Annotated in this window: 15 protein-coding genes; 8 read left to right on the top strand and 7 right to left on the bottom strand. The window is 45.4% G+C overall.

What is annotated here, in order from left to right; translation table 11 throughout:
• Positions 1–439 precede the first annotated feature (439 nt).
• Both QUB61_RS22575 and QUB61_RS22570 read right to left on the bottom strand, forming a co-directional pair.
• On the bottom strand, positions 440–646 hold the full coding sequence (locus QUB61_RS22575; RefSeq protein ID WP_333132249.1) for a hypothetical protein: 207 nt from the start codon (positions 644–646) through the stop codon (positions 440–442).
• Positions 647–958: 312 nt separating this feature from the next.
• Positions 959–1,267: a hypothetical protein gene (locus QUB61_RS22570; protein WP_333190120.1), complete on the bottom strand. Its 309-nt coding sequence runs from the start codon at positions 1,265–1,267 to the stop codon at positions 959–961.
• 19 nt (positions 1,268–1,286) lie between these two features.
• Between QUB61_RS22570 and QUB61_RS40015 the strand changes: the two genes are divergently transcribed.
• Positions 1,287–1,595 (top strand): transposase family protein, encoded by a 309-nt coding sequence (locus tag QUB61_RS40015; RefSeq protein ID WP_445300337.1) that lies wholly within the window; start codon positions 1,287–1,289, stop codon positions 1,593–1,595.
• Entirely contained in the window at positions 1,532–2,206 is a 675-nt protein-coding gene (locus tag QUB61_RS22565) for an acetoacetate decarboxylase family protein (RefSeq protein WP_333132251.1), read from the top strand. The genes QUB61_RS40015 and QUB61_RS22565 overlap by 64 nt, the downstream gene beginning before the upstream one ends.
• Before the next feature lie 335 nt (positions 2,207–2,541).
• On the opposite strand, the gene QUB61_RS22560 is transcribed toward QUB61_RS22565, so the two are convergent.
• A complete protein-coding gene (locus QUB61_RS22560; protein ID WP_333132252.1) occupies positions 2,542–3,024 on the bottom strand; it encodes an orange carotenoid protein N-terminal domain-containing protein in 483 nt (160 codons plus the stop codon).
• Between the two features lie 359 nt (positions 3,025–3,383).
• Here QUB61_RS22560 and QUB61_RS22555 point away from each other — a divergent pair, with 359 nt between their 5' ends.
• Positions 3,384–3,974: a Uma2 family endonuclease gene (locus QUB61_RS22555; RefSeq protein ID WP_333132253.1), complete on the top strand. Its 591-nt coding sequence runs from the start codon at positions 3,384–3,386 to the stop codon at positions 3,972–3,974.
• Between the two features lie 304 nt (positions 3,975–4,278).
• On the opposite strand, the gene QUB61_RS22550 is transcribed toward QUB61_RS22555, so the two are convergent.
• Positions 4,279–7,413: an MFS transporter gene (locus QUB61_RS22550; RefSeq protein WP_333132254.1), complete on the bottom strand. Its 3,135-nt coding sequence runs from the start codon at positions 7,411–7,413 to the stop codon at positions 4,279–4,281.
• A gap of 850 nt (positions 7,414–8,263) precedes the next feature.
• Here QUB61_RS22550 and proS point away from each other — a divergent pair.
• From proS to QUB61_RS22535, 3 genes are all read left to right on the top strand, one after another.
• Positions 8,264–10,069 (top strand): proline--tRNA ligase, encoded by a 1,806-nt coding sequence (gene proS / locus QUB61_RS22545; protein ID WP_333132255.1) that lies wholly within the window; start codon positions 8,264–8,266, stop codon positions 10,067–10,069.
• 245 nt (positions 10,070–10,314) lie between these two features.
• On the top strand, positions 10,315–13,287 hold the full coding sequence (locus tag QUB61_RS22540; protein ID WP_333132256.1) for an adenylate/guanylate cyclase domain-containing protein: 2,973 nt from the start codon (positions 10,315–10,317) through the stop codon (positions 13,285–13,287).
• A gap of 100 nt (positions 13,288–13,387) precedes the next feature.
• Positions 13,388–15,454, top strand: coding sequence for an adenylate/guanylate cyclase domain-containing protein (locus QUB61_RS22535; RefSeq protein WP_333132257.1), 2,067 nt, complete (start codon positions 13,388–13,390; stop codon positions 15,452–15,454).
• A gap of 79 nt (positions 15,455–15,533) precedes the next feature.
• Here the strand turns inward: QUB61_RS22535 and rpmB are convergent, their stop codons facing one another.
• The gene (gene rpmB / locus QUB61_RS22530) at positions 15,534–15,770 is read right to left on the bottom strand and encodes a 50S ribosomal protein L28 (RefSeq protein WP_190742853.1); all 237 of its coding nucleotides are present in this window, start codon (positions 15,768–15,770) and stop codon (positions 15,534–15,536) included.
• A gap of 438 nt (positions 15,771–16,208) precedes the next feature.
• On the opposite strand from rpmB, the gene QUB61_RS22525 reads away from it, so the two are divergent.
• Entirely contained in the window at positions 16,209–17,486 is a 1,278-nt protein-coding gene (locus QUB61_RS22525) for a transposase (protein ID WP_333132258.1), read from the top strand.
• A gap of 522 nt (positions 17,487–18,008) precedes the next feature.
• Here the strand turns inward: QUB61_RS22525 and QUB61_RS22520 are convergent.
• On the bottom strand, positions 18,009–18,356 hold the full coding sequence (locus QUB61_RS22520; RefSeq protein ID WP_333132259.1) for a hypothetical protein: 348 nt from the start codon (positions 18,354–18,356) through the stop codon (positions 18,009–18,011).
• 83 nt (positions 18,357–18,439) lie between these two features.
• On the opposite strand from QUB61_RS22520, the gene QUB61_RS22515 reads away from it, so the two are divergent.
• The gene (locus QUB61_RS22515; RefSeq protein ID WP_333132260.1) at positions 18,440–18,592 is read left to right on the top strand and encodes a hypothetical protein; all 153 of its coding nucleotides are present in this window, start codon (positions 18,440–18,442) and stop codon (positions 18,590–18,592) included.
• 1,485 nt (positions 18,593–20,077) lie between these two features.
• Here the strand turns inward: QUB61_RS22515 and QUB61_RS22510 are convergent.
• Positions 20,078–20,449, bottom strand: coding sequence for a helix-turn-helix transcriptional regulator (locus QUB61_RS22510; protein WP_333132261.1), 372 nt, complete (start codon positions 20,447–20,449; stop codon positions 20,078–20,080).
• Between the last annotated feature and the right edge of the window lie 236 nt (positions 20,450–20,685).

The raw sequence follows: 20,685 nt of genomic DNA, 5'->3' as shown, positions 1-20,685 counted from the left end.
CGTCATATTCTACCATGCTGTGCCTAGATTGTGAACCTTCTTTTTTTGCTGTTACCCCGATTTATTGAGCGGATACATTTAATGTTATTTTTTAACAATATTATTTATTATTTTAATTTGTGTCTTTTATTACTTTTTTTTATTAAAAGGGGGATTGGGCTGTTCCGGGAGCCAACCCCCCAAGAAATGAAGCTCTCCGGCCGAAAAGTTTGTGCCCGCTAACGGCTTCCCCATACCGCCGTGCCAGATATCGGAAAGTTCCCAGAAGTTCCCCCAGGGGAGGGGGAATTAGAGTGTGAACACGGGACGGGGGAACAGCTCGACAATCTCTTCCTTGACTTTTCTAACTTTTTTGGTTAGGGTTATCTGGCTCTCTCCCCCATCTGTTTTTTTTTTTTCCCTGGTCAACTTCTTTGGATTACTTAGGATTAGAGTTGAGTTAAACGTTAAACGTTAGTTGGTACCCGCCAATTAACCCGCCACCGAACTGTAACTTTAAATCGACGAGGCCACCAACGACCGTGGCTAGTTGCACCTCGTCAAGTTCCTGGAGTTCTTCCTGTTCAGCCCAAGACTTGTCGCCGTTCACCGTGGCTAGTTGTTGTTGGGACGCTTCGGGTTGGCTGGTTCCTTGGTTTTTAAACATTGTTTTTTTCCTGTTCTAAACATTGTTGTTTTTTTCTCTAATTAAAATAACACAAAATTAATTTTACAACAATTAATTATTATTATTTTAAAATTATTTTACATTACACATAACAAAAGTTTATACAATTAACTCTTTTTATCTTTCTTATTTTCTACTCATAACTTATTTTATAACTTTTCTTTCACCAATTTTCTACTCATAACTTTTTTTTGTGAGAGGGATTGGGCTTTTTGCCAGTGAGAGGGATTGGGCTGTTTGGGAGCCAACCCCCCAACAAATTTACTGAGATTGCCCAGCAGTTTTTGCTGGCTAATCGATCGAAAGCTGATAGTTGTTTACACTAGCTGGAAATGTCACCACAGCAGGCACTCTCACCCTCACCCCCAGCCCCTCTCCCATCAAGAGAGAGCAGGGTGGTTTCATACAAGGATAGAAAAATTTAGATGTGGACGATCGATCGCCCCTCCTGTCACGCGCCTGTGTAGCAAGCAAAAAATCTGGGAAATCTACCTGGTCGGGCGCTAGCCCGAACTGCTGGGCCCAGCTCGACTTGTTTACGCGATCGCCCTGCTCGCGATCGAGGCAAATGTACTGATTCAGGGTAGACAAAGTGACCAATATCAATCTCTAAGAACAGTTGCAACTTCTCAATGACGATCGACACATTCGGGGCACAAGACATCAATTGTGGTTGGTCTTGTTACTCATCTTATTAGGAGCGATGACTGGCTATTGGGGGTACCGACCACTGGCCGACTTCACAAAAGTACATCGAGAGAGCTTGATTGAGCTGTTATATCTGGATGATCCAATCGAGTTGCCATCTTACTCAAATTTCCAAGCTAAAATAAATATAAAATATCACACATTAAATCACTTAAAATGGTATATCCACCTGCACCTTGGAACCTGCAAGGTTATGCTGTTGGGACTTTACAATTGGTAGATGTGGCACGAGTGCGTCCCTTGGTTCCCTCTGAGTTAGAAATTGTCTCTTTATTGCCCGGAAAAACCCTAGGCGGCATTTATATATCCTCCTACGGGTTGGGTTCGGTGATGGAGTACAATGAGTTAATTGTAGTTAGCGCGATCGCCAATTATGCAGGAAAATGGGGCCCTTGGATTTCCCACATCTACGTAGACAATCCTAACTCCGTAGCCGGCGGGCGCGAAATTTGGGGACTTCCTAAAGAATTAGCTCAATTTAGTTGGGAAGGTAGCCATTCGGTAAAGGCAGCACCGCTAGGCTACCGCGTCACAGTTCGCCAAGAAAACCGTCCACTGTGCAGCCTCAATTACAGCCAGCAAAGTTTAGCCTTACCGCTGCCTTTTAGCGGAAATGTTTTCAGCGCTGACCGCAGCAATTTGCTGTTGTTTAAAGGAAAATTTGAGTCTCGCATCGGTTTGATTAAAGGCGCATTAGAAGTGGCAGAAGAAAGTCCTTTTGCCAGTTTAAACTTAGGTCAGCCCTTGCTAACAGTTGCCTGCGAAGATATGCGTGTAACCGTCGGTGCGCCGGAAGTTGTGGGAAACAGAACCGTTGAATTCAGTTATTAGGTGTCAAGTGCGCCTCTTTGTCGTAAACCTAAAAAAAATACAACAGCGAGAAACCCGGTTTCTTGAAGAAGCCGGGTTTCTCGCGCCGGGTATTAGTTTGAGCTACTTATATCATGTCCGATCGATTAACCATAATATCCCGGTCGGGGCGGGTTTTTGAGATGGTCAATTATTGGCAGGTATTGTTTGTGAACCCGCCCCTACAAAAATCGGGGTCGCTCTACCGGACATGATATTAGGCATCAAACGGCTAAAAACCCGGTTTCTTCCTAGATGCCTCGTTCTCGCACCCAATATTCTCCGAGAAACCGGCTTTTTTTTCGTAAGTCCTATTTTTAAATGCCAGCCCCGGGAGCTGCTTCAGCACCCATTTCTAAAACTGTACCGCGAAGGTAATCAATTTGCTGCTGAAAGTCCAGCCCCTGAATCTTTCCTAATAAAGCTTTTCCTGCGTCAGGAAGTTGATAGTCTTGAGGCACGGGAATAATAGTTCCTTCGTCCATTCCTACTGCTAGGAAATACCAAAAAGCCAGCTTGGTTTCAGGACTCATCGAGCCGTACATCCGGCTGATTTCAGTATTGGCTTTTGAGGCAATGTCGCGCATTACTTGTAGTTGTTGTTCCTGGGGCAGCGGTTTGACTTGCTCGAACAAACCCTGAGCGATGTCGGAACCGGAAGCACCCGGAGCCGCTTGCGTTATTGACTTGCCAACTTCGGTGTAAACAAACCATAGCAGACCTAATTGGTCGTCTACACTCAAGCTCTGAATATCTGCTTTTCCTTGGTCGTAAGCAGCGGCTGCAGTAGTAAATGTCATTCAAGCCTCCAAAATAATATGTATTGCTCAGTTTTCTTATTTTTGAGAAAACTTTTGTTTGCTACTTAAGTTAATGTACCTAATAAATACTGATGCTAGAATCTTGCTTAAGGCTGATCCGATCCCGGACATGAATTCGGGGAGTAAATTGACCAAAAGTGGGTAAATTTGCAACCAAAGGAAGAGGCCAATTTGATAAGATTGTTGTTATGGGACGGGCAAGATGCCCATCCCACAAGAGTTATTTTTTCTTGTGGGACGGGCATCTTGCCCGTCCTATTTATTTTTGCAAGAGGTCTATTGTTTAGCCGATCGACGATCGCCTATAATCGCAACAGACCTGTATTGAGGTGGGTGTTATGTCGATCGCAACTGCTAAACGCTTCACCATAGCGGAATATCATCGCCTGACAGAACTGGGGTTCTTTGCTGAGGACGATCGAATTGAGTTAATCGAGGGACAACTTATCCACATGGCTGCTAAAGGTACTGCTCACTCTGTTTGCGAGACACGCTTGGAACGCGAGTTATTTAAGCTGCTGGGAGAAAGGGCGACACTGCGGGGGCAACAACCGATTATTCTGCCCGATGACAGCGAACCAGAACCCGATCGCGCGATCGTGCAAAATCGGTCTGATGATTATCTATCCTCTCACCCCACAACAGCGGATATATTGTTACTGATTGAGATTGCGGATTCTTCTTTGAGTTACGACAAACAGGTCAAGTTGCCCCTTTATGCTGAAGCGGGTATCTCTGACTATTGGATATTTAACTTATTAGAAACTTGTTTGGAATGTTACAGCGATCCGTATCAGAACTCGCAAGGCAAATTTGGTTATCGCGTCAAGAGAATTTTTCTGTCTAACGAGACAGTTGCCCTCCCTAATTTTGGGGATTTGTCCCTAGATTTATCTAAAGTATTTCCTCCTAGTTTTCTTGGCGAATAGAATTCCCTACTACAAAAACAGTCTTGGACGCAAAGTTTCAATTTTTACATTGCCCATATAGCAATCCTAAATGATTATACTCGTTACCAGGCAGAGCCTGGTAACGCATATCCGGAGGCTCTGCCTCCATAGTCTGGGCCGAGGCAGAGCCTCTGGACATCGGTTCCCAGGCAGAGCCTAGGAACCAGTTAAAACAAAGTCCTAGCAGAAAGAAACTCAAAAAATGGGGTGTCAGTCAAAGAAAATAGGCTGGCTTTATGCCAGCCTAGAATCAGGAGAAAGTTAATTGAAACTCGTTTAAAGTCTAGCTAAACAAACCGGAAATCCCGCCTACTGCTATTGCTCCAGCCAGAGCGGAAACAACCACAGAAGTCAGAGCCGTACCGAACAGCCACCAAGCTGCAGCTGCTGCCGCTTCGCGCGCATCTTCTGCTTGCTGCTTGGTCTTTTTCTTGAGCTGTTTGATGCGTTTTTTGGCTTCATTTTGCAGGCGTTCCGCACGCACTAAAACGCTGTCCCGGGCTCCTTCGATTTGGTCAACAATTCGGTGAGCGTCTGTCTCGGAAATATCGGAACGAGAACTCAGCAGGGCAACTAAAGTACCGCGATCGAACTCACCTAAACGCTCTTTAATCGCGTCAAATCCGGCCTGCGGGTCGTCAAACACTTTGCGCAAGTCCCGCTTGATGCCTTCGTAGTTGAGCTCAGGTCGATCGAGGGAATTGAGGTAATCCCGAATTTTCGAGAAAACACCGTCGATTGTTGACTGCAACTTGTCCTGAACCATTTGAACTTGTTCGACAATTTGGTTGCGGACAGATTCAATTTGGTCGGCAATTCTGTTGGCTTCCTCTTGCGAGATGTCTTCCCGCTGCGACAGCAGCGCTACCAGCGTATCCCGATCGAAGTGCTTGAGGCGATCGCCCAAACTTTGCATCCCCATGGACGGCTCGCTAAACAGCAACTGCAAATCGCGTTTGATGCCTTCAGGATTGAGTGCTTCCTTGTCCGTATTCCGCAAGTAATTTTCCAAACTTCCTTGGAAATCCCGCACAGTTTTTTGAGCGCGAGAGGCCAAGCGGCGGGGCGATTTCACGATGCTGCGAATCGAATCTTGCACGCGATCGATCGTCCGCTCGATCTGTTCTTCGCTCAAATCTTCCCGCTGCGAAAGCAGCTTGACTAAAGTTTCGCGATCGACCTGAGAAAGTCTTTGCCGAAGTGCCAAAGCACCCTCTTTCGGATTTTCCAACAATTTAGTCAAATCCCGACTGATACCTTCTGGATCCAGCTCTTCCAGGTTAGTATTCCGCAGGTACTCGCCAATTTTTCCAGTAACTTCCTCGTACTGCTCTTTAGCTTTATCTGCAACTATTTGCGGCGCGTGGATAATGTTGTCGCGCACAGATTCGATCCGGTCGATCGCCTGATTTATCTGTTCTTCGCTGAGGTCTTGGCGCTGTGACAGCAACTGCACCAGCGTATCGCGGTCGAATTGAGACAAGCGTTCTCTCAGCGCTTTAAATCCGGCTTCCGGATCGTTTAGCAGTGTTTGAAACTCGCGCTCGATAGCTTCAGGATTGAGTTCTTCCTTATTAGTATTGCGGAGATAGTCTTCTACCCTTTGCCGCAATTCTTGCGCTTTTGATTTCGCTTGCTCTTGCAATTCTTGAGCTCTAGAAATCACGCGATCGCGCGAACTTTCGAGCTGCCCGATTAACCGATCCGCTTCCTCGGGACTGAAATCTTCCCGCTGACCCAGCAACTGCACCAAAGTATCGCGGTTGAACTGCGACAGGCGATCGCGCAAAGCCTCAAAACCAGCATCCCGATCTTCCAAAAGCGCTTGGAAATCCCGCTCAATACCTTCAGGATTCAATTCTTCCTTGCCGGTCGATCGCAAATAATTCTCAATCCGGCTGCGCAAATCTTGAGACTGTTCTTCACCAGCAGCAGCTTGCACAATTTCCAACACTTCTTGGCGGACAGCTTCAAGCTGTTCGGCAATTTCCGCCGCCTGTTCCTGAGTAAACCCCTCGCGGCGGCCCAGAATCCCTACAAAATAATCGGGATTAAACAGCTCTAACTGGCGCAAAACGGCCCCGGGAGAAGCTTCCGGGTCGTAAATCACATCCCTAAATTCCTGCTTGATTGTCTCCCGGTTGAGATGCCAAGGTTGGGCATTCAGCAAGTAGTTTTCCACATCAGCCTTAGCTGTATTGAAAGGCAGCGCAGGCACTTTGTCGCCCACCTTAGAAGCCAAAGATTTAGCTTGTTGGGTCCCTTTGGCTGTCAGTTGCTGCAACTGACCGGAGATTTTTTCAACATCCAAATCCGACAAATCCGTCCGCGACAAAACAGTGGCCACAAGAGCTTCCACACCCAACTGCATCGCTCGCTTCATTGGGCCTGAGCCGGATTCCGATTTGTTTTCCCTACTTTCCAGAATTTGAGACAGCTTGGCGTTGAGTTCGTCAGACTTCAGCAAATCGGGAGCCGCAAACTTGAGAAAATCAACCAACTCTAAATTCGGGTCTTTCTGCTCTTGCTGCTTGCCGAATGTTTGCTTCCAAACCGCTTCGAGTTGGTCGGCAACTTGATTTATTTCCTCTTGAGAAAAGTCCGTGCGGCTCTTAATCAAATCCACAAAAGTCTGGCGGTTAACATTCTTCAGAACATCGCTTCCCGCCAGAGGTTTGATATCGACATCGCCCAGCAACTTTTCAAATTGACCGCGAATTTCCTTAACATCTAGCTTCGGTAACTGCAAAGAACCCACATAATCTTGCAGTGTGTCGCGAATGCTCTCCGGGTCTACAGCCGAACTCAACTCGCGGCGGACAGCCGCAACAGATGCCTCTACAGTATTGACCATTTGGTCGCTGGCCATCTTGCTGCCGATCGCTGCACCCGCAGTACCCATGACGCCTTGAACGCCCGAAAAAGCAGTTTTTATCAAGTAACCGATCGTAGAACCGACGGCGCTAGAACCGAGCCACACCAGCGTTAAAAAGTACGCAGCCCAGATAACCACACCAATAATTGCCGCTCCGTCTACGCTGGCAATTGAAGTTAGTTTGACTGCCAGAAAACAAGCCACAAATAAAGCCAGGTTAACTGTGACTAAAACCCAACCCCCGACTAAACCTTCGATTTTCCGAACTTTACGCCCTAAACTTTCGGACTCATCATCATCGTCATCGTCGGGTAAAGCCTCGTCCCAATTTGAGATTTTGGCGGCGATCGAGAAATTTGTTAACAGGAATTGGAAGCCGAAAGCCATAATGACTCCGGCGATTAAGGCTACGAAAAACTGAGGGCTTAAAAACATCAGCCCTCCGATATCGGGGTGGTCAAATGGCACATCTATTTCTACTGGCATTTGGGAAATATTGAGTTTGGGACTGTACAGCGACATTAATAACTCGCTTTCTAACATAAATTACCTCCTACACTTTGATGCCGAGTTAGGCATAGCAAAACTTGACCCCTACTTTACTTGATAGGGGATTTTGTAATCTTTAGATGGTGGTTTGTTTTGGTCAGGCTTAATCTTACGGAAGCCCTTATTAGTGAAATTTGGATGAGCCGTAAATCACTTCTCTAGTGATCTCATCCTTACTGCTTATTATGCCTGGGGAAGGTAAAAAATAAATCCGTCTAAAGTCAGAAATTAGTTTTTATGTGACTGGTAGCAGCAGAGTTCGCATAAAAGCGGCAAGTTTGAGGCGGGGGCGATCGCCACCAATTATCTATAGTAGTAAAGCGATCTTTGGCGCACCCTAGATATCGTATAGTGCGTTACCGAGTTAGGATTCAATTTGATTTTTACGCTCAAAACGAGCTATTAATTCCGAGCGATCGAGGTGCACAATCAGTTTTGTGCGTGCGTGCGAGGGTTTCTATAGACCTCTTGCAAAAGTCCTTTTCATAAATTTATTGGACGGGCAAGATGCCCATCCCACAAGAGTTATTTTTTCTTGTGGGATGGGCATCTTGCCCGTCCTAGCTATTTTTGCAAGAGGTCTTATAGCGATCCTAAATCATTGCTGGATACCTCGCTGAGTTACCTCCTCAAATTAGGTAATAGAAAACTTTTTCCTTTTTCATGATTTAAGAATTTCTGCTGAAATTGCCGAGTACAAGGGTGACAATTATCAAATACCGCCCTAGCTTTTTGATAAAATCTCTAAATTTTATTTAGGGAGTTAATCAAAGTCGGCTCACCTCTGATAATATCAGAAGTAAATCTGAGATTACAATCATCCGGTATTTTAAGGAAATCAGCTATGCGACTCTCTCAAATGCTTTTTGTCACCCTGCGCGAAGACCCTGCAGAAGCAGAAATTCCCAGCCACAAACTATTACTCCGTGCGGGATACATCCGGCGCATCGGTAGCGGCCTTTATGCTTATCTCCCTTTAATGTGGCGAGTTCTCAAAAAAGTCTCCCAAATTGTGCGCGAAGAAATGGACGCTACCGGCGCTCAAGAATGCCTCCTCCCGCAATTGCAACCGGCCGATTTGTGGCGGGAATCCGGCCGCTGGGACACCTACACTCAAGCTGAAGGTATTATGTTTGCCATGACCGACAGGCAGCAGCGAGAACTGGGACTGGGCCCAACTCACGAAGAAGTAATTACTACAATTGCTAAAGATATGATTCGTTCCTATCGGCAATTGCCTTTACATCTTTATCAAATCCAAACTAAGTTTCGCGATGAAATTCGCCCGCGTTTTGGGTTGATGCGCGGTCGCGAATTCATTATGAAAGATGGCTATTCTTTCCATACAAACGAAGAAAGTCTGAAAAAGACTTATCAGGATATGGCTCAAGCTTACAGCAATATGCTGCGCCGATCGGGCTTGCAATTCCGAGCAGTAGATGCTGATTCGGGAGCAATTGGCGGTTCTGGTTCTCAAGAGTTTATGGTGTTGGCTGAAGCGGGAGAAGATGAAGTTCTTTATACTGAAGACGGTCAGTATGCAGCTAATGTGGAAAAGGCTGTCTCGATGCCGCCTGATGTGGAACCGTCGCCCTTTACAGCGTTTGAAAAGCGGGAAACGCCGGGAACAGAAACAATTGATAAACTTTGCAAATTTTTGAAATGTTCTCCGACGCAAGTTGTCAAAAATGTGCTTTACCAAGCTGTTTACGACAATGGCATCACAGTCTTGGTATTGGTAAGCATTCGCGGCGACCAAGATGTGAATCAGGTAAAGTTGCTGAATGAGTTGACGAAGTTAGCGGGCAATTATCAAGCTAAAACTGTTTTATTTTTGACTGTTCCCGATGCGGAAGCTCAGCGGAAATGGGCTGCTAAATCTTTACCTCTAGGTTATATGGCTCCCGATCTTGCTGATGATTATATCGCTGGGAGCAAGGAGGTAAACTCTAAGTTTTTACGTTTAGTCGATCGCACCGCAGTTGACCTGACAAACTTTGTCACCGGTTCTAACGAATCAGGCTACCACGTTGTCGGGGCTAATTGGGATAAAGAATTTCCGCTACCAGCAACGGTTGTAGGTGTCAGAACGGCCGTTGCGGGCGATCGGGCAGTGCACAACCCCGAACAAACCTTGCAAAGTGCCAGAGGCATCGAAGTCGGTCACATCTTCCAATTAGGAACCAAATACTCCCAAGCAATGGGCGCCACCTACACCAGCGAACAAGGCGAAGAAATGCCCTTTCTTATGGGCTGCTACGGCGTCGGCGTGTCGCGGCTAGCTCAATCGGCCGTAGAACAATCCTACGACAAAGACGGGATAATTTGGCCAGTGGCGATCGCCCCGTATCACGCCATCATTAGCATCCCCAATATTTCCGACGCCCAACAAGTAGAAGTCGCCGAAAAACTTTATGCAGAACTCAACCAATCTGGCATTGAAACCCTACTCGATGACCGCGATGAACGAGCCGGAGTTAAATTCAAAGATGCTGATTTAATCGGCATTCCCTATCGGATTGTTCCGGGCCGCTCGCTGAAAGCAGGTAAAGTTGAAGTTGTGGAAAGAGCTGCTCACAAATCACATGAAATTCTCATTGATGAAGTAAATTCTACTTTGAAACAGTGGATTGGTGCCGCCATCAAATAAGCCTTTATAATTGGTAATGTGCGGTGTGCGTGGAGCCCTACATTAGCGCGGAACGTATAGCGTAAGGTGCGCACTGCGCACCCTACATTAGCTTCCTTCATCCTTCATCCTTCATCCTGACATCCGTTACATCCGTTACATCCGTTACATCCGTTACATCCGCCCTTGCGAATCCGTTGCCGAACTTCCTTCTGCTGTGAACGTTAAAGACAAAATGTGAAATTCCCTAAAACTTAAAACTCGACATGAATCTGAACCTAAATCAGTTTCTTCGATTCCCTCAATCCCGAATTGGGCGATACTTAGCTCAAGTAGCTGTAGTTAGTGTCGCTTACGCCGTGGGGGCGAGGCTAGCAATGTCAATTGAAGGTGTTAGTCCCTTCGCTTCCTCGGTGTGGCCACCCGCAGGGATTGCACAAGCTGGACTGTTATTGTTTGGGAGTAAAGTCTGGCCAGCCATAGTTTTTGGTACATTTTTACTCAATTTAGTTAACCCAACTGAACAGATATTCGCGGTTTGGGTGGGAGGAAACGCCGGGGCGATTCTGCAAGCTGTTTTTGCAGTAACTGCCCTGCGCTGGCTCGGGTTTCGTCCGTCTCTCGCTCGCTTGAAAGATGTAGTTAATTTAATCTTGTTTGGCGGTCTAATTTCTACTCAAATCAGTTGCACTATTGGCGTTTTTTCCCTATATTTAGCGGGCAAAGTAGATGCGAGCCAATATTGGTCGGTTCGATGGGATTGGTGGTTGGGAGACACAATGGGGGTTTTAATTTTAACTCCCTTAATCCTAATATTTATTCGCCCTAAAGTAACCGTAGAGAGTTTAAAACTACAAACAGAAGGTCAGAAAAAAGATTTACTTTGGCGTGGAGTATGGTTAATATTATTAATTGCGGTGAGCTGCATTGTCTTTGAGTCGAAAAATGACGCTTCAATTTCTCGTTATCCCCTGGAATATTTGCCGTTTCCTTTGATAATTTGGGCGGCGCTCCAATTCGGTCAACGAGCCGCTGTCCTAGCATCGTTCATTGTCTCAAGCATCGCAATTTTGGGCAGTTCTCAGGGAGGGGGACCGTTCATAGCCAAAGCCGAAAATATTCCTCAGGCTATCTTATTTTTGCAAGCTTTTATGGCTGTAGTTACTATTACCTCGCTGTTATTGGCCGCGACAGTAGCTGAACGCGCATCAGCAGAGTATTCTCTGCGAGAGAGCGAAATTAAATATCGAGAATTGGTGGAAAATGCTAACAGCATTATTCTGAAATTGGACGCTGACGGAAATATTACTTTTTTTAACGAATTCGCCGAAAAATTCTTTGGTTACAAGGTGCAAGAAATCCTGGGAAAAAATCCAGTAGGAACAATTATTCCCCACACAGACCTCGAAGGGAATAACTTAGAGCTGGTTTATAATGAAATTTTACGCAATCCTCATGGCTTTATCAGCTATGAAAATGAAAACATGCGGCGCAGTGGCGATCGCGTTTGGGTATCTTGGGCAAATAAACCGCTGGTTGATTCAGCGGGAGATCTCCTGGGAATCCTCTGCATCGGCACAGATATCACCGATCGCCGAAAAGCTGAAATAGCGCTGCTTCATCTGAATGAAAAGCTGGAAATCCGAGTAGAAGAGCGGACGAATGCCCTGAAACAAAGCGAACTTCAGCTACAGAAACAGAAATCGGCATTAATTGATTTAGCCAAAAATAAAGCGCTGAATCAAGGCGACTTAACAAAAGCGCTTAAAGAAATAACTGAAACTGCTAGCCGTACTCTGGAAGTTGCCCGATCGAGCGTGTGGCTGTACGATCGCGCTAAATCCAAGATAGAGTGCCTGGATTTGTTCGATAGCGCTCTCAACCAGCACTCAGACGGTTGGGAATTAGCAGCAGCAGACTATCCTGTCTATTTTCAAACACTGCAAGAAGAACGCGCAATTGCTGCCTTTGACGCGCAAAAAGATTTTAGAACTAGAGAATTTGCGGAATCTTACCTAATTCCGTTGGGCATCACTTCCATGCTAGATACGCCGATTCAAATAGGCGGACAAACAGCAGGAGTTCTCTGTTTAGAACACGTAGGAATGCCCCGCTTTTGGACAATTGAAGAACAAAGTTTCGCTGTTTCTCTAGCAGACTCTGTAACTTTCGCAATGGAAGCGCGAGAACGCCAGCGCGCTGAAGAAGGGCTGCGGCAAGCTGAGGCAAAATACCGCAGCATTTTTGAAAATGCGATCGTCGGCATCTTTCAAACTACCCCTGATGGGGAATATCTCAGCGTCAACCCTGCTTTAATTCGTATTTATGGTTACAGTTCCTATGAGGAGTTGATGGCGAATTTAACTGATATTAACCGCCAGCTATATGTATACCCAGAACGCCGCGCCGAAGTCATTAATTTAATGCGAACAAACGGCAAAGTATCAGATTGGGAATCTCAAGTTTACCGCCAAGATGGCAGTATAATTTGGATTTCCGAGAATGCTTATACTGTCTGCGACAGAGATGGAAATTTGCTTTATTACGAAGGTACTGTCGAAGATATCACAACTCGCAAACAAGCTGAGGCAGCTTTGCGGTTAGAACAAGAAAAATCCGACCGTCTCCTGCTCAACATTTTACCGCAAGCGATCGCCGAAAGACTCAAACAAGACCAAAGCATCATCGCCGATACTTTTGGTGAAGTAACAGTATTGTTTGCAGATATAGTCGGTTTTACCCAAATTAGTTCCCAAATTTCTCCGCCAGAATTAGTTTCCTTGCTTAACGAAATTTTTTCCACATTCGATCGCCTAGCAGAAAAGCACGGATTGGAAAAAATTAAGACCATTGGCGACGCTTACATGGTAGTAGGAGGATTGCCAATGCCCCGCAGCGATCATGCAGAAGCGATCGCAGAAATGGCTTTGGATATGCAGCAGGCAATTGCTGAATTCAGCAATACCCACCAGCAAGATTTTCGCATCAGAATCGGCATCCACAGCGGCCCGGTTGTCGCCGGAGTAATCGGTATTAAAAAATTTATTTACGATTTGTGGGGAGACACCGTTAACACCGCTTCCCGCATGGAATCTCACGGCTTGCCGGGGCGTATTCAAGTCACTTCGACCACTTATGAGCGATTACAAGACAAGTATTTATTGCAAAGTCGCGGCACAGTTGAAGTCAAAGGAAAAGGCGAGATGAACACTTATTTTCTGACAGGTATCAAGTTATAGCAGAAGGAAGAAGCAATATAAGAACTCATGTTTCAAAAATTAAAATTTTCCTAATTGTCGGGCGCGCTTGCTATAGTTAGTTAAAAATCTAACACTGAGTATGAACCTCAACAAAAATCAGTTTCTGCGATTTCCTCAATCTAGAAATTGGCAATACTTAGCAAAAGTAGCTGCCATTGCTTTTGCTTACGCTTTGGGAGCAAAAATAGCAGTTTCAATCCCCGGCGTAAATAAATTAGCTACCTGCGTCTGGCCGCCCGCAGGAATTGCACAAGCTGCAATGTTATTATTTGGTAGCCGCATTTGGCCGGGAATAGCTTTAGGCGTATTTTTTTACGAGACTATTAACCTTCACATATCTTTAACACTTGCAGTAATTAGTGCCTTTTGCGGTTGTTTACAAGCTTTGTGCGCATTTACTTTGCTGCAACAGTTAAAGTTTCGGCCCTCAATCGATCGGCTGATCGATGTCGTCAATTTAGTTTTTTGCGGTGCTGTAGTTGCCACTCAAATCAACTGCACTCTCGGCACGCTGCGCCTCTGTGTAACTGGTTTAGTTGACTGGAGCGAATATTGGCAAATTCGATGGAATTGGTATCTCGGAGATACATTAGGAGTTTTAATTTTTACTCCCCTGCTGTTGATTGTATACCACCACAAACAAGCACTAAGCCCTTCACCAAATACAGGTTATCAAACAATTGTAAATCGCATTGGTGCCGGAATATGCCTGCTGTTATTAGTAACAGTCAGTTGGCTAGTCTACAACTCAAAAAGTGAAGGTAATCTCTCCGGTTATCCCCTCGAATACTTGCCATTTCCCTTAGTAATTTGGGCAACCATTCAATTCGGCCAGGGCGGGGCTGTTTTAGCATCTTTCATTGTATCCACTATCGCCATTTGGGGCGGTTCTCAGGGAGGTGGCCCCTTTCTTGCCAAAGCAGAAAATATCAATCAGGCAATCTTATTTTTGCAGGCTTTTATGAGCGTAATTGTAGTTACATCGCTGCTGTTGGCTACCACAGTAGCCGAACGCGCATCAGCAGAGCATTCGCTGCGGCAAAGCGAAATTAAGTATCGGGAATTAGTGGAAAATGCTAACAGCATTATTTTAAAACTAGATACGGAAGGAAATATTACTTTTTTTAACGAATTTGCACAGAAGTTTTTTGGTTACGATGAAAAAGAGATAATTGGCCAAAACGCAGTGGGAACAATCATTCCCCAGAGAGATACAAGAGGAAATGACTTGGCAGCAAAGTTGAGAGATATTTTGGCAAACCCAGAACAATATACGCGAAATGAAGATGAAAGTATCCGCCGCAGCGGCGAGCTGGTTTGGGTATCGTGGGCAAATAAACCCCTGTTTGACGCGGTAGGAAAGTTCGCGGGAATGCTGGCAATCGGTACGGATATCACAGACCGCAGGCTGGCTGAAATGGCGCTTTACAAGCTGAATGAAGAGCTAGAATTTAGAGTGAAAGAACGAACTAATACTCTGAATGATACTTTAAATGCACTGCGAGTTCAACAGGAACAATCAGAACGCTTGTTGTTGAATATTTTGCCTGAAGAAATAGCAAATCGGTTGAAGCGGGGAGACAGTACGATCGCAGACACCTTTGCTGACGTTACTGTCTTATTTGCGGACATAGTAGGCTTTACTCAACTCAGTTCGCTAGTTTCTCCAACGCAATTAGTAGCCTTGCTGAATGACATCTTTTCGACATTTGACAACCTAGCAGAAAGGCACGGTTTGGAAAAAATTAAGACGATTGGCGACGCTTACATGGTAGTAGGAGGGCTGCCAATTCCTCGCCAGGATCACGCAGAAGCTATTGCAGAAATGGCTTTGGATATGCAGCAGGCAATTACTGACTTCAGCAATACCCATAACCAAGCTTTCAGCATCAGAATCGGCATCAACAGCGGCCCGGTTGTCGCCGGAGTAATCGGCATTAAAAAATTTATTTACGATTTGTGGGGAGACACCGTTAACACCGCTTCCCGCATGGAATCCCACGGCTTGCCGGGGTGTATTCAGGTAACAGAGACAACTTATCAGCAGTTGCAAGAAAAGTATTCCTTTGAAAACCGCGGCGCGATCGAAGTTAAAGGCAAAGGCGAGATGACTACTTATTTACTGAAATGCAGAAAGTTGCTTTAGTAAAGGTTTTTCTCTAAAAGTGAGGGCGATCGCACAATTGAGAGTGCGATCGCCCTTACTTTTACATTAGCCAAGTTTTTTAAAGCTTGTACAGGTTAATTCCAGCTTCCTTCGCCATTATTTCTAAACCCTTGTGTTGCAAGGTTTTAATCGCCTTCGTAGAAAGGTGCAATTTTACCCAGCGCTTCTGTTGCGGCCACCAAATCCGCTTCCACTGCAAATTTGCGTCTTGCAACTTGTGAGTGCGGTGGTGCGAGTGAGAAACTGCAAAACCGTTATTCGCCTTCTTTCCCGTTAGCTGACATTTCCGTGACATATTGCCCTCCAGATTACCGTTTTTTTGCGTCCAGCTTTTCACTCTAACATTTTTTAGTTTGTTGCACCATAAGAGTGCGATCGCTCGAAGGAGCTCTTTGAACAGCATTTTTACGGCTTTAGCCGCCACCCGCGATCGCGCAAGTTTCACGGGCCGCCCGCTGGCTTTTTCAGCTAAAGCCGCAGGAGCCTCACGCTGTACCCTCTTAGGGTCAGCGTTGAGAGGAATGCGGGTCAAAGAGGGGGGTTCAACACCCCCTTCTTTGACAATTTCTTTTGTAATGTTCGTAGGAATTCTCTAAACACATCGCTTTGGGTTCGAGATGTTAACTCGCAATACTTGACCAGAACCTCTTTTTCTTCTGAAGTAAGCCTAAACGTCGTTGTTTCTGTTTGTTTCACGATTGTATTTACATTAAATATGCAGTACAATTGTCTCATGAAACTAGCCTACCAGTTCAAACTACTGCCAACGTCCGACCAAAGACGCCGTATGAGCAAATGGCTCGATATGCTACGGCATCAATACAATTTTTTGTTGGCAGACAGATTTGATTGGTTTGAAATGAACAGGTGTTCAGTTAATGCCTGTCCACTGGTATGCAGTATTGCATCCCCAAGGGAACAGCCTGAGTATTACGGACAGAAACGCTCACTTGTGTCTCTCAAGACAGAAAGAGAATGGTACAAAGATATCCATGCCGATGTCTTGCAGGACATGGTGAAGCGAGTAGACCTGGCATTTGCTCGTTTTATCAAAGGTGATATCAATGGTAAGCGGAGCGGGAAGCCTCGATTTAAAGGCAAAAACCGCTATCGCACTTTCGCTTATCAGCGAGTGAAGTCTGACTGCATCCAAGGGAATCGAATTGAACTTCCCAAGCTAGGAAAAATCAAATTCATTCAACATCGCCCTATTCCTGACAGTTTTGTCATTAAGAGAGCATTGGTTACTCTCAAAGCAGATGGTTGGTATGCGACACTGACTCTAGAAGATGCATCAGTCCCTGACACTCCTACTATTGGCATTGAACCGACTGAAACTAACAGTATTGGCGTTGACGCGGGATTGGAATATTTTGCCGTCTGCTCAGACGGCACGATGGTAGAACCTCCTAAATTTTATCGGCAAGCCGAAGAGAAATTAGCCAAACTGCAAACTAAAAGAGAGCTAAGAAAAAAAGGTTCTACTGCACGTCGCAAACTTGGGTCACGCATTGCAAAGTTACATCAACAGGTAGCTAGACAACGCAAACAATGGCATTTTGAGCTTGCAGGTGAGTTGGTCAACAAGGCTGAGGTTATCTTTGTAGAAGACCTTAAAGTTTCCAATATGGCAAAACGCAACAAACCCAAGCAAGATGAATCGGGTAAGTTTTTGCCTAATGGTCAATCCGCAAAGTCCGGGTTGAACAAGAGTTTTGCTGATGCGGGGATAGCTGGGTTCTTGAACGAAATCCTTCCGTACAAGGCTGAAAGAGCTGGGCGGTTGGTCGTGAAAGTTAATCCTGCTGGAACATCTCAACATTGTGCAATGTGCCTCAACAGAGTTTCAAAGGAGTTAAGTGATAGGTGGCATGAATGCTCTTGTGGTGCATCCATGCCTCGTGACCTGAACTCTGGAATTCTAATAAAGAAAGTGGGGTTGGGCGTTCGCCTCACTATAAAACGCGAATCCGGGAATTCTCGGAGGAGAAGCCCACACTCTAGTCTTTGATTGAGTGTGGGAGTACGTCACGTTCGCCGTTGGCAAGATAATTTTGCAGCGGGTAAATCTGAGAAAGTAACAACGCTTCAATTCGCTGACCAAATCCAAAGCGCGCAAAAACTTTTCCGTAACGGGTAAACTGTGGAACGGCAAGCAGTTTATCGGAAAACTGGGTTTAAAACCCCGTCCTTCTAGGACGGCTTTAGTTCAGAAAAACTTTTCAAAAAGCCCGGATAGAATGGATAAGGTGGTATAGTGCAATAGTCAAGGTTAAACTCCTTTGCCATCGTGAAACGGGACATAAGACACACTTTCAGGCATAAATTGGGGGACGCAGAGCGGCGAAAACTCTTTAAACAGCTAAGAACCGAAAATGTAGGTTCCCAACCAGCAAAAACAAACTATTCCTTTTTGGATCGTTAAGTAGGGTAGGGCATACCCGAACTCTAGGTAAATATCCTAGTACGCTTTTGGAGATAGACCCGCTGGGGTGATTCTGAGTCAAGCTCGTTAATTGGTAGCTTTCTACGGTTAAAAGGTTTGAGTATTGCCGCAAGGACAGGACGCTTTAAGGTCGGTCGCTGAATTAAGAATCCCCTCGCCTTTAGGCAGGGGAGTGTCAAATAGTTCTTGCTCGATCGCCACGAACTCACGCTGCAAGCTGCAAAGTCTGGCGGCGTGCTGACGAACCGAGTCTTGAATTCCTAAGCCGATTGACTCGACGTAGAGCCGATCGTACTTTTTGCTTGGTCTTTCTCCGGCCAGCCAGCCCCAAAGCAAGGGTACGTTTTCGCCGTAGCGCACCGCGAGTACAAGTGCCACTTCTGGAAACTGCCAAGCTAAATCTTGCCCAGCGCGGTTGATGATTGGCGACTGCACGCGGTTGAGGTGTTAAGCCGCAACACAAGTTCACGAATTTTAACAATTTCTCCCTCTCAGATTTGTAAAAATCGCCGGGGTAAATGCAAGTAGTCCCAGGCGTACAGCGCCAATGCCAAAGCATCTGCATCGTCGTCTTTGTCGGGCAAGCTGAGATGATGTTTGCGAAAATATCGCAATTGTGCGTGCCCAACAAGCCGAACTTCCACATCGGCTCTAGCAAGCTGAGTTCCTGACGGGGTGACAACCCCGTCAGAACACTGATAGAATCAAGGACATAGCCCTCATACCCCTCTGAAAAAATGGTAGTTTGTTTCCCCTGAACCTCATTAATTCAGTAATAATGTCTTGACTTGCATTCCATACCAATTCCCTCCGCAACGCTCGGCCCAACATTGACCATATAATCCTATCCAAAAACTACTATTACGACGTATTGAGCGCCCGTATTCAGTTAACCTGCCCACATATTTTTGCACTCCTATCGTCTTGATTTTTTGACCTTGAATCATAGCACAACTCTAAGCAATAGCTATCTATAATATCAAACTGCTTAGACGCTGGTTATGAGCATGGCTTCTCTCTAAATTGTAGCCACCTGTTTGACAATCTTTAAACATCGCCTCAATGCTACTGCGATACTTGAAAATATCAATTGACTGCTTTAAAGTCCCGACCTTAGTCAAAAGATACCAACGCAACATCTTCCTGTTAGACTCGATATTTACGGCTCCAATAACCCGCCATGTCAAAAGTCCCAAATCCTTTTTGTTTGGTAAACTTTACATCTGATAAATAAAAGCTTGTTCCTGGCAGTAAACCCAGGTATGACAAGAGGATATAATCAGAGTTTTCTGATTGAACGTATCGCCCTTGTTTTACTCTAAAAATAAACTTCACTTCCTTTTCACAGAGCCAAGATGCCAACTTGACACTGCCAAATTCTCGATTACCTAAAATGAGCACTTCATAAAGGGATTCTCGACCTTGTGTTGGGCGACCGAGGGTGGGGAGACATTCAAACCGTTATCGGCCTAAAAAAGTGGGGGCCTGGAGATGCTACTTTTACCTCAGTGATGGTTGGAGAGTTTAAGCTGCTACGCATCTAAATTGAATGCAGAGACGGGTTCTCCTGCCCGTCCCACAAGAATTGTAGATGCAAAGTTTAAAGGTAATCAAATCTGGGTTGGAAATTTCAATGAGTTTGCTGCACTTACAGCCAAATTACAGCAGTGTAGAATCTATCAATAAAAATGGTGAAATCACTCTTGGTTCGGGATCGTTTCATTATGTCCTCTCGACGAAAAAATATAATAGCAAGGAGAAGACATAGCGATTTTGGTATAGGCTTATACTGTTCAGAGGCATCAGTCAAGGCACGCCAACTGATTCTGACGATGTGGTATCGAAGCCCTATTGAAATTTTGTAAAACGGGATGCTAGCATTCGGGAGAGAGGAGTCTCTTGGCTAGAGCATTAATTTTATCTATGATTTTGACTCTTGTTGTCACCCGTCAAACTTAGCTCCTTTTAAAGTTGTCTCAAGGGAGAGTGTCCGCTCTTTTCTAATTTTTGACGTTTGAAAGGATTTCACTAATTTTTAGAGCAGATAAAAAATTAGTGAAATCAGGGTAATCTCTCTTAATCCGTGTTCAGCAAGGGTTTCAGCAATGGGGCCAGCTCTGTGAAATTCTTGCCTGCACAAACTAGGGGTTAAATTATTAGCCAATTAGCTCAAAACCCTTCGCAGGAGGGGAAACACCGTTCTTAATCCGCGCCGCCACCACCATCAGTAGCAAGGCCAAACTGTCGTCAGAGAGCCCATCAACCAATATCTGCATATCTAGCAAAGACTCAAGTTGCTTTGGCACTGACAGCTGGGTGCTGTTGCCAAATCCCTCTGCCCCCGTCAGGCGCTTACAGAAGTAAACGCGGGCTCCCGGCTTAATCTCGTCCATTGCCTCGATTAACTTCCACAGCACCTCAGTAGAGATGCCAGTCTTGCCCCGTCGAAACTCAGAAATATGATTCTCGCTAACGCCTGAGAACTTGGATAACTGTTTTCCAGATATCCCGTAGCGTTCAATAGTCATCCTAAAAATTTCGGAAATCATTGTAACGTTTTGTAACAAAAATGTATGCTTAGCCTTTAGCGGTGGTATCGTAATTAAGTAATCGGTCAATTGCCAGAGTAACAGCCTCACAGCTTTAATAACTCAATCAATTATAACCCTGCCCGCCTAAGGTAGCGTCGGTGCAGCTTTATTTTGCCCCGATCGCAATAGACACCAACCGAATTTAAGTTTCCAGCCTTGACGCAATAAGGCTT

It is taken from the genome of Microcoleus sp. C2D2 (assembly GCF_036702495.1).
In the GTDB taxonomy this organism is placed as follows: Bacteria; Cyanobacteriota; Cyanobacteriia; order Cyanobacteriales; family Microcoleaceae; genus Microcoleus.
This window is presented reverse-complemented; position numbering and strand designations above follow the sequence as displayed.

Coding starts and splice junctions, on each gene's coding strand:
- QUB61_RS22560 (WP_333132252.1), bottom strand. CDS start 3,024: ATGACATTTACTACTGCAGCCGCTGCTTACGACCAAGGAAAAGCAGAT.
- proS (WP_333132255.1), top strand. CDS start 8,264: ATGCGACTCTCTCAAATGCTTTTTGTCACCCTGCGCGAAGACCCTGCA.
- QUB61_RS22525 (WP_333132258.1), top strand. CDS start 16,209: ATGAAACTAGCCTACCAGTTCAAACTACTGCCAACGTCCGACCAAAGA.
- QUB61_RS22565 (WP_333132251.1), top strand. CDS start 1,532: ATGGTATATCCACCTGCACCTTGGAACCTGCAAGGTTATGCTGTTGGG.
- rpmB (WP_190742853.1), bottom strand. CDS start 15,770: ATGTCACGGAAATGTCAGCTAACGGGAAAGAAGGCGAATAACGGTTTT.
- QUB61_RS22540 (WP_333132256.1), top strand. CDS start 10,315: ATGAATCTGAACCTAAATCAGTTTCTTCGATTCCCTCAATCCCGAATT.
- QUB61_RS22575 (WP_333132249.1), bottom strand. CDS start 646: ATGTTTAAAAACCAAGGAACCAGCCAACCCGAAGCGTCCCAACAACAA.
- QUB61_RS22535 (WP_333132257.1), top strand. CDS start 13,388: ATGAACCTCAACAAAAATCAGTTTCTGCGATTTCCTCAATCTAGAAAT.
- QUB61_RS22550 (WP_333132254.1), bottom strand. CDS start 7,413: ATGTTAGAAAGCGAGTTATTAATGTCGCTGTACAGTCCCAAACTCAAT.
- QUB61_RS22510 (WP_333132261.1), bottom strand. CDS start 20,449: ATGACTATTGAACGCTACGGGATATCTGGAAAACAGTTATCCAAGTTC.
- QUB61_RS22515 (WP_333132260.1), top strand. CDS start 18,440: ATGCAAGTAGTCCCAGGCGTACAGCGCCAATGCCAAAGCATCTGCATC.
- QUB61_RS22555 (WP_333132253.1), top strand. CDS start 3,384: ATGTCGATCGCAACTGCTAAACGCTTCACCATAGCGGAATATCATCGC.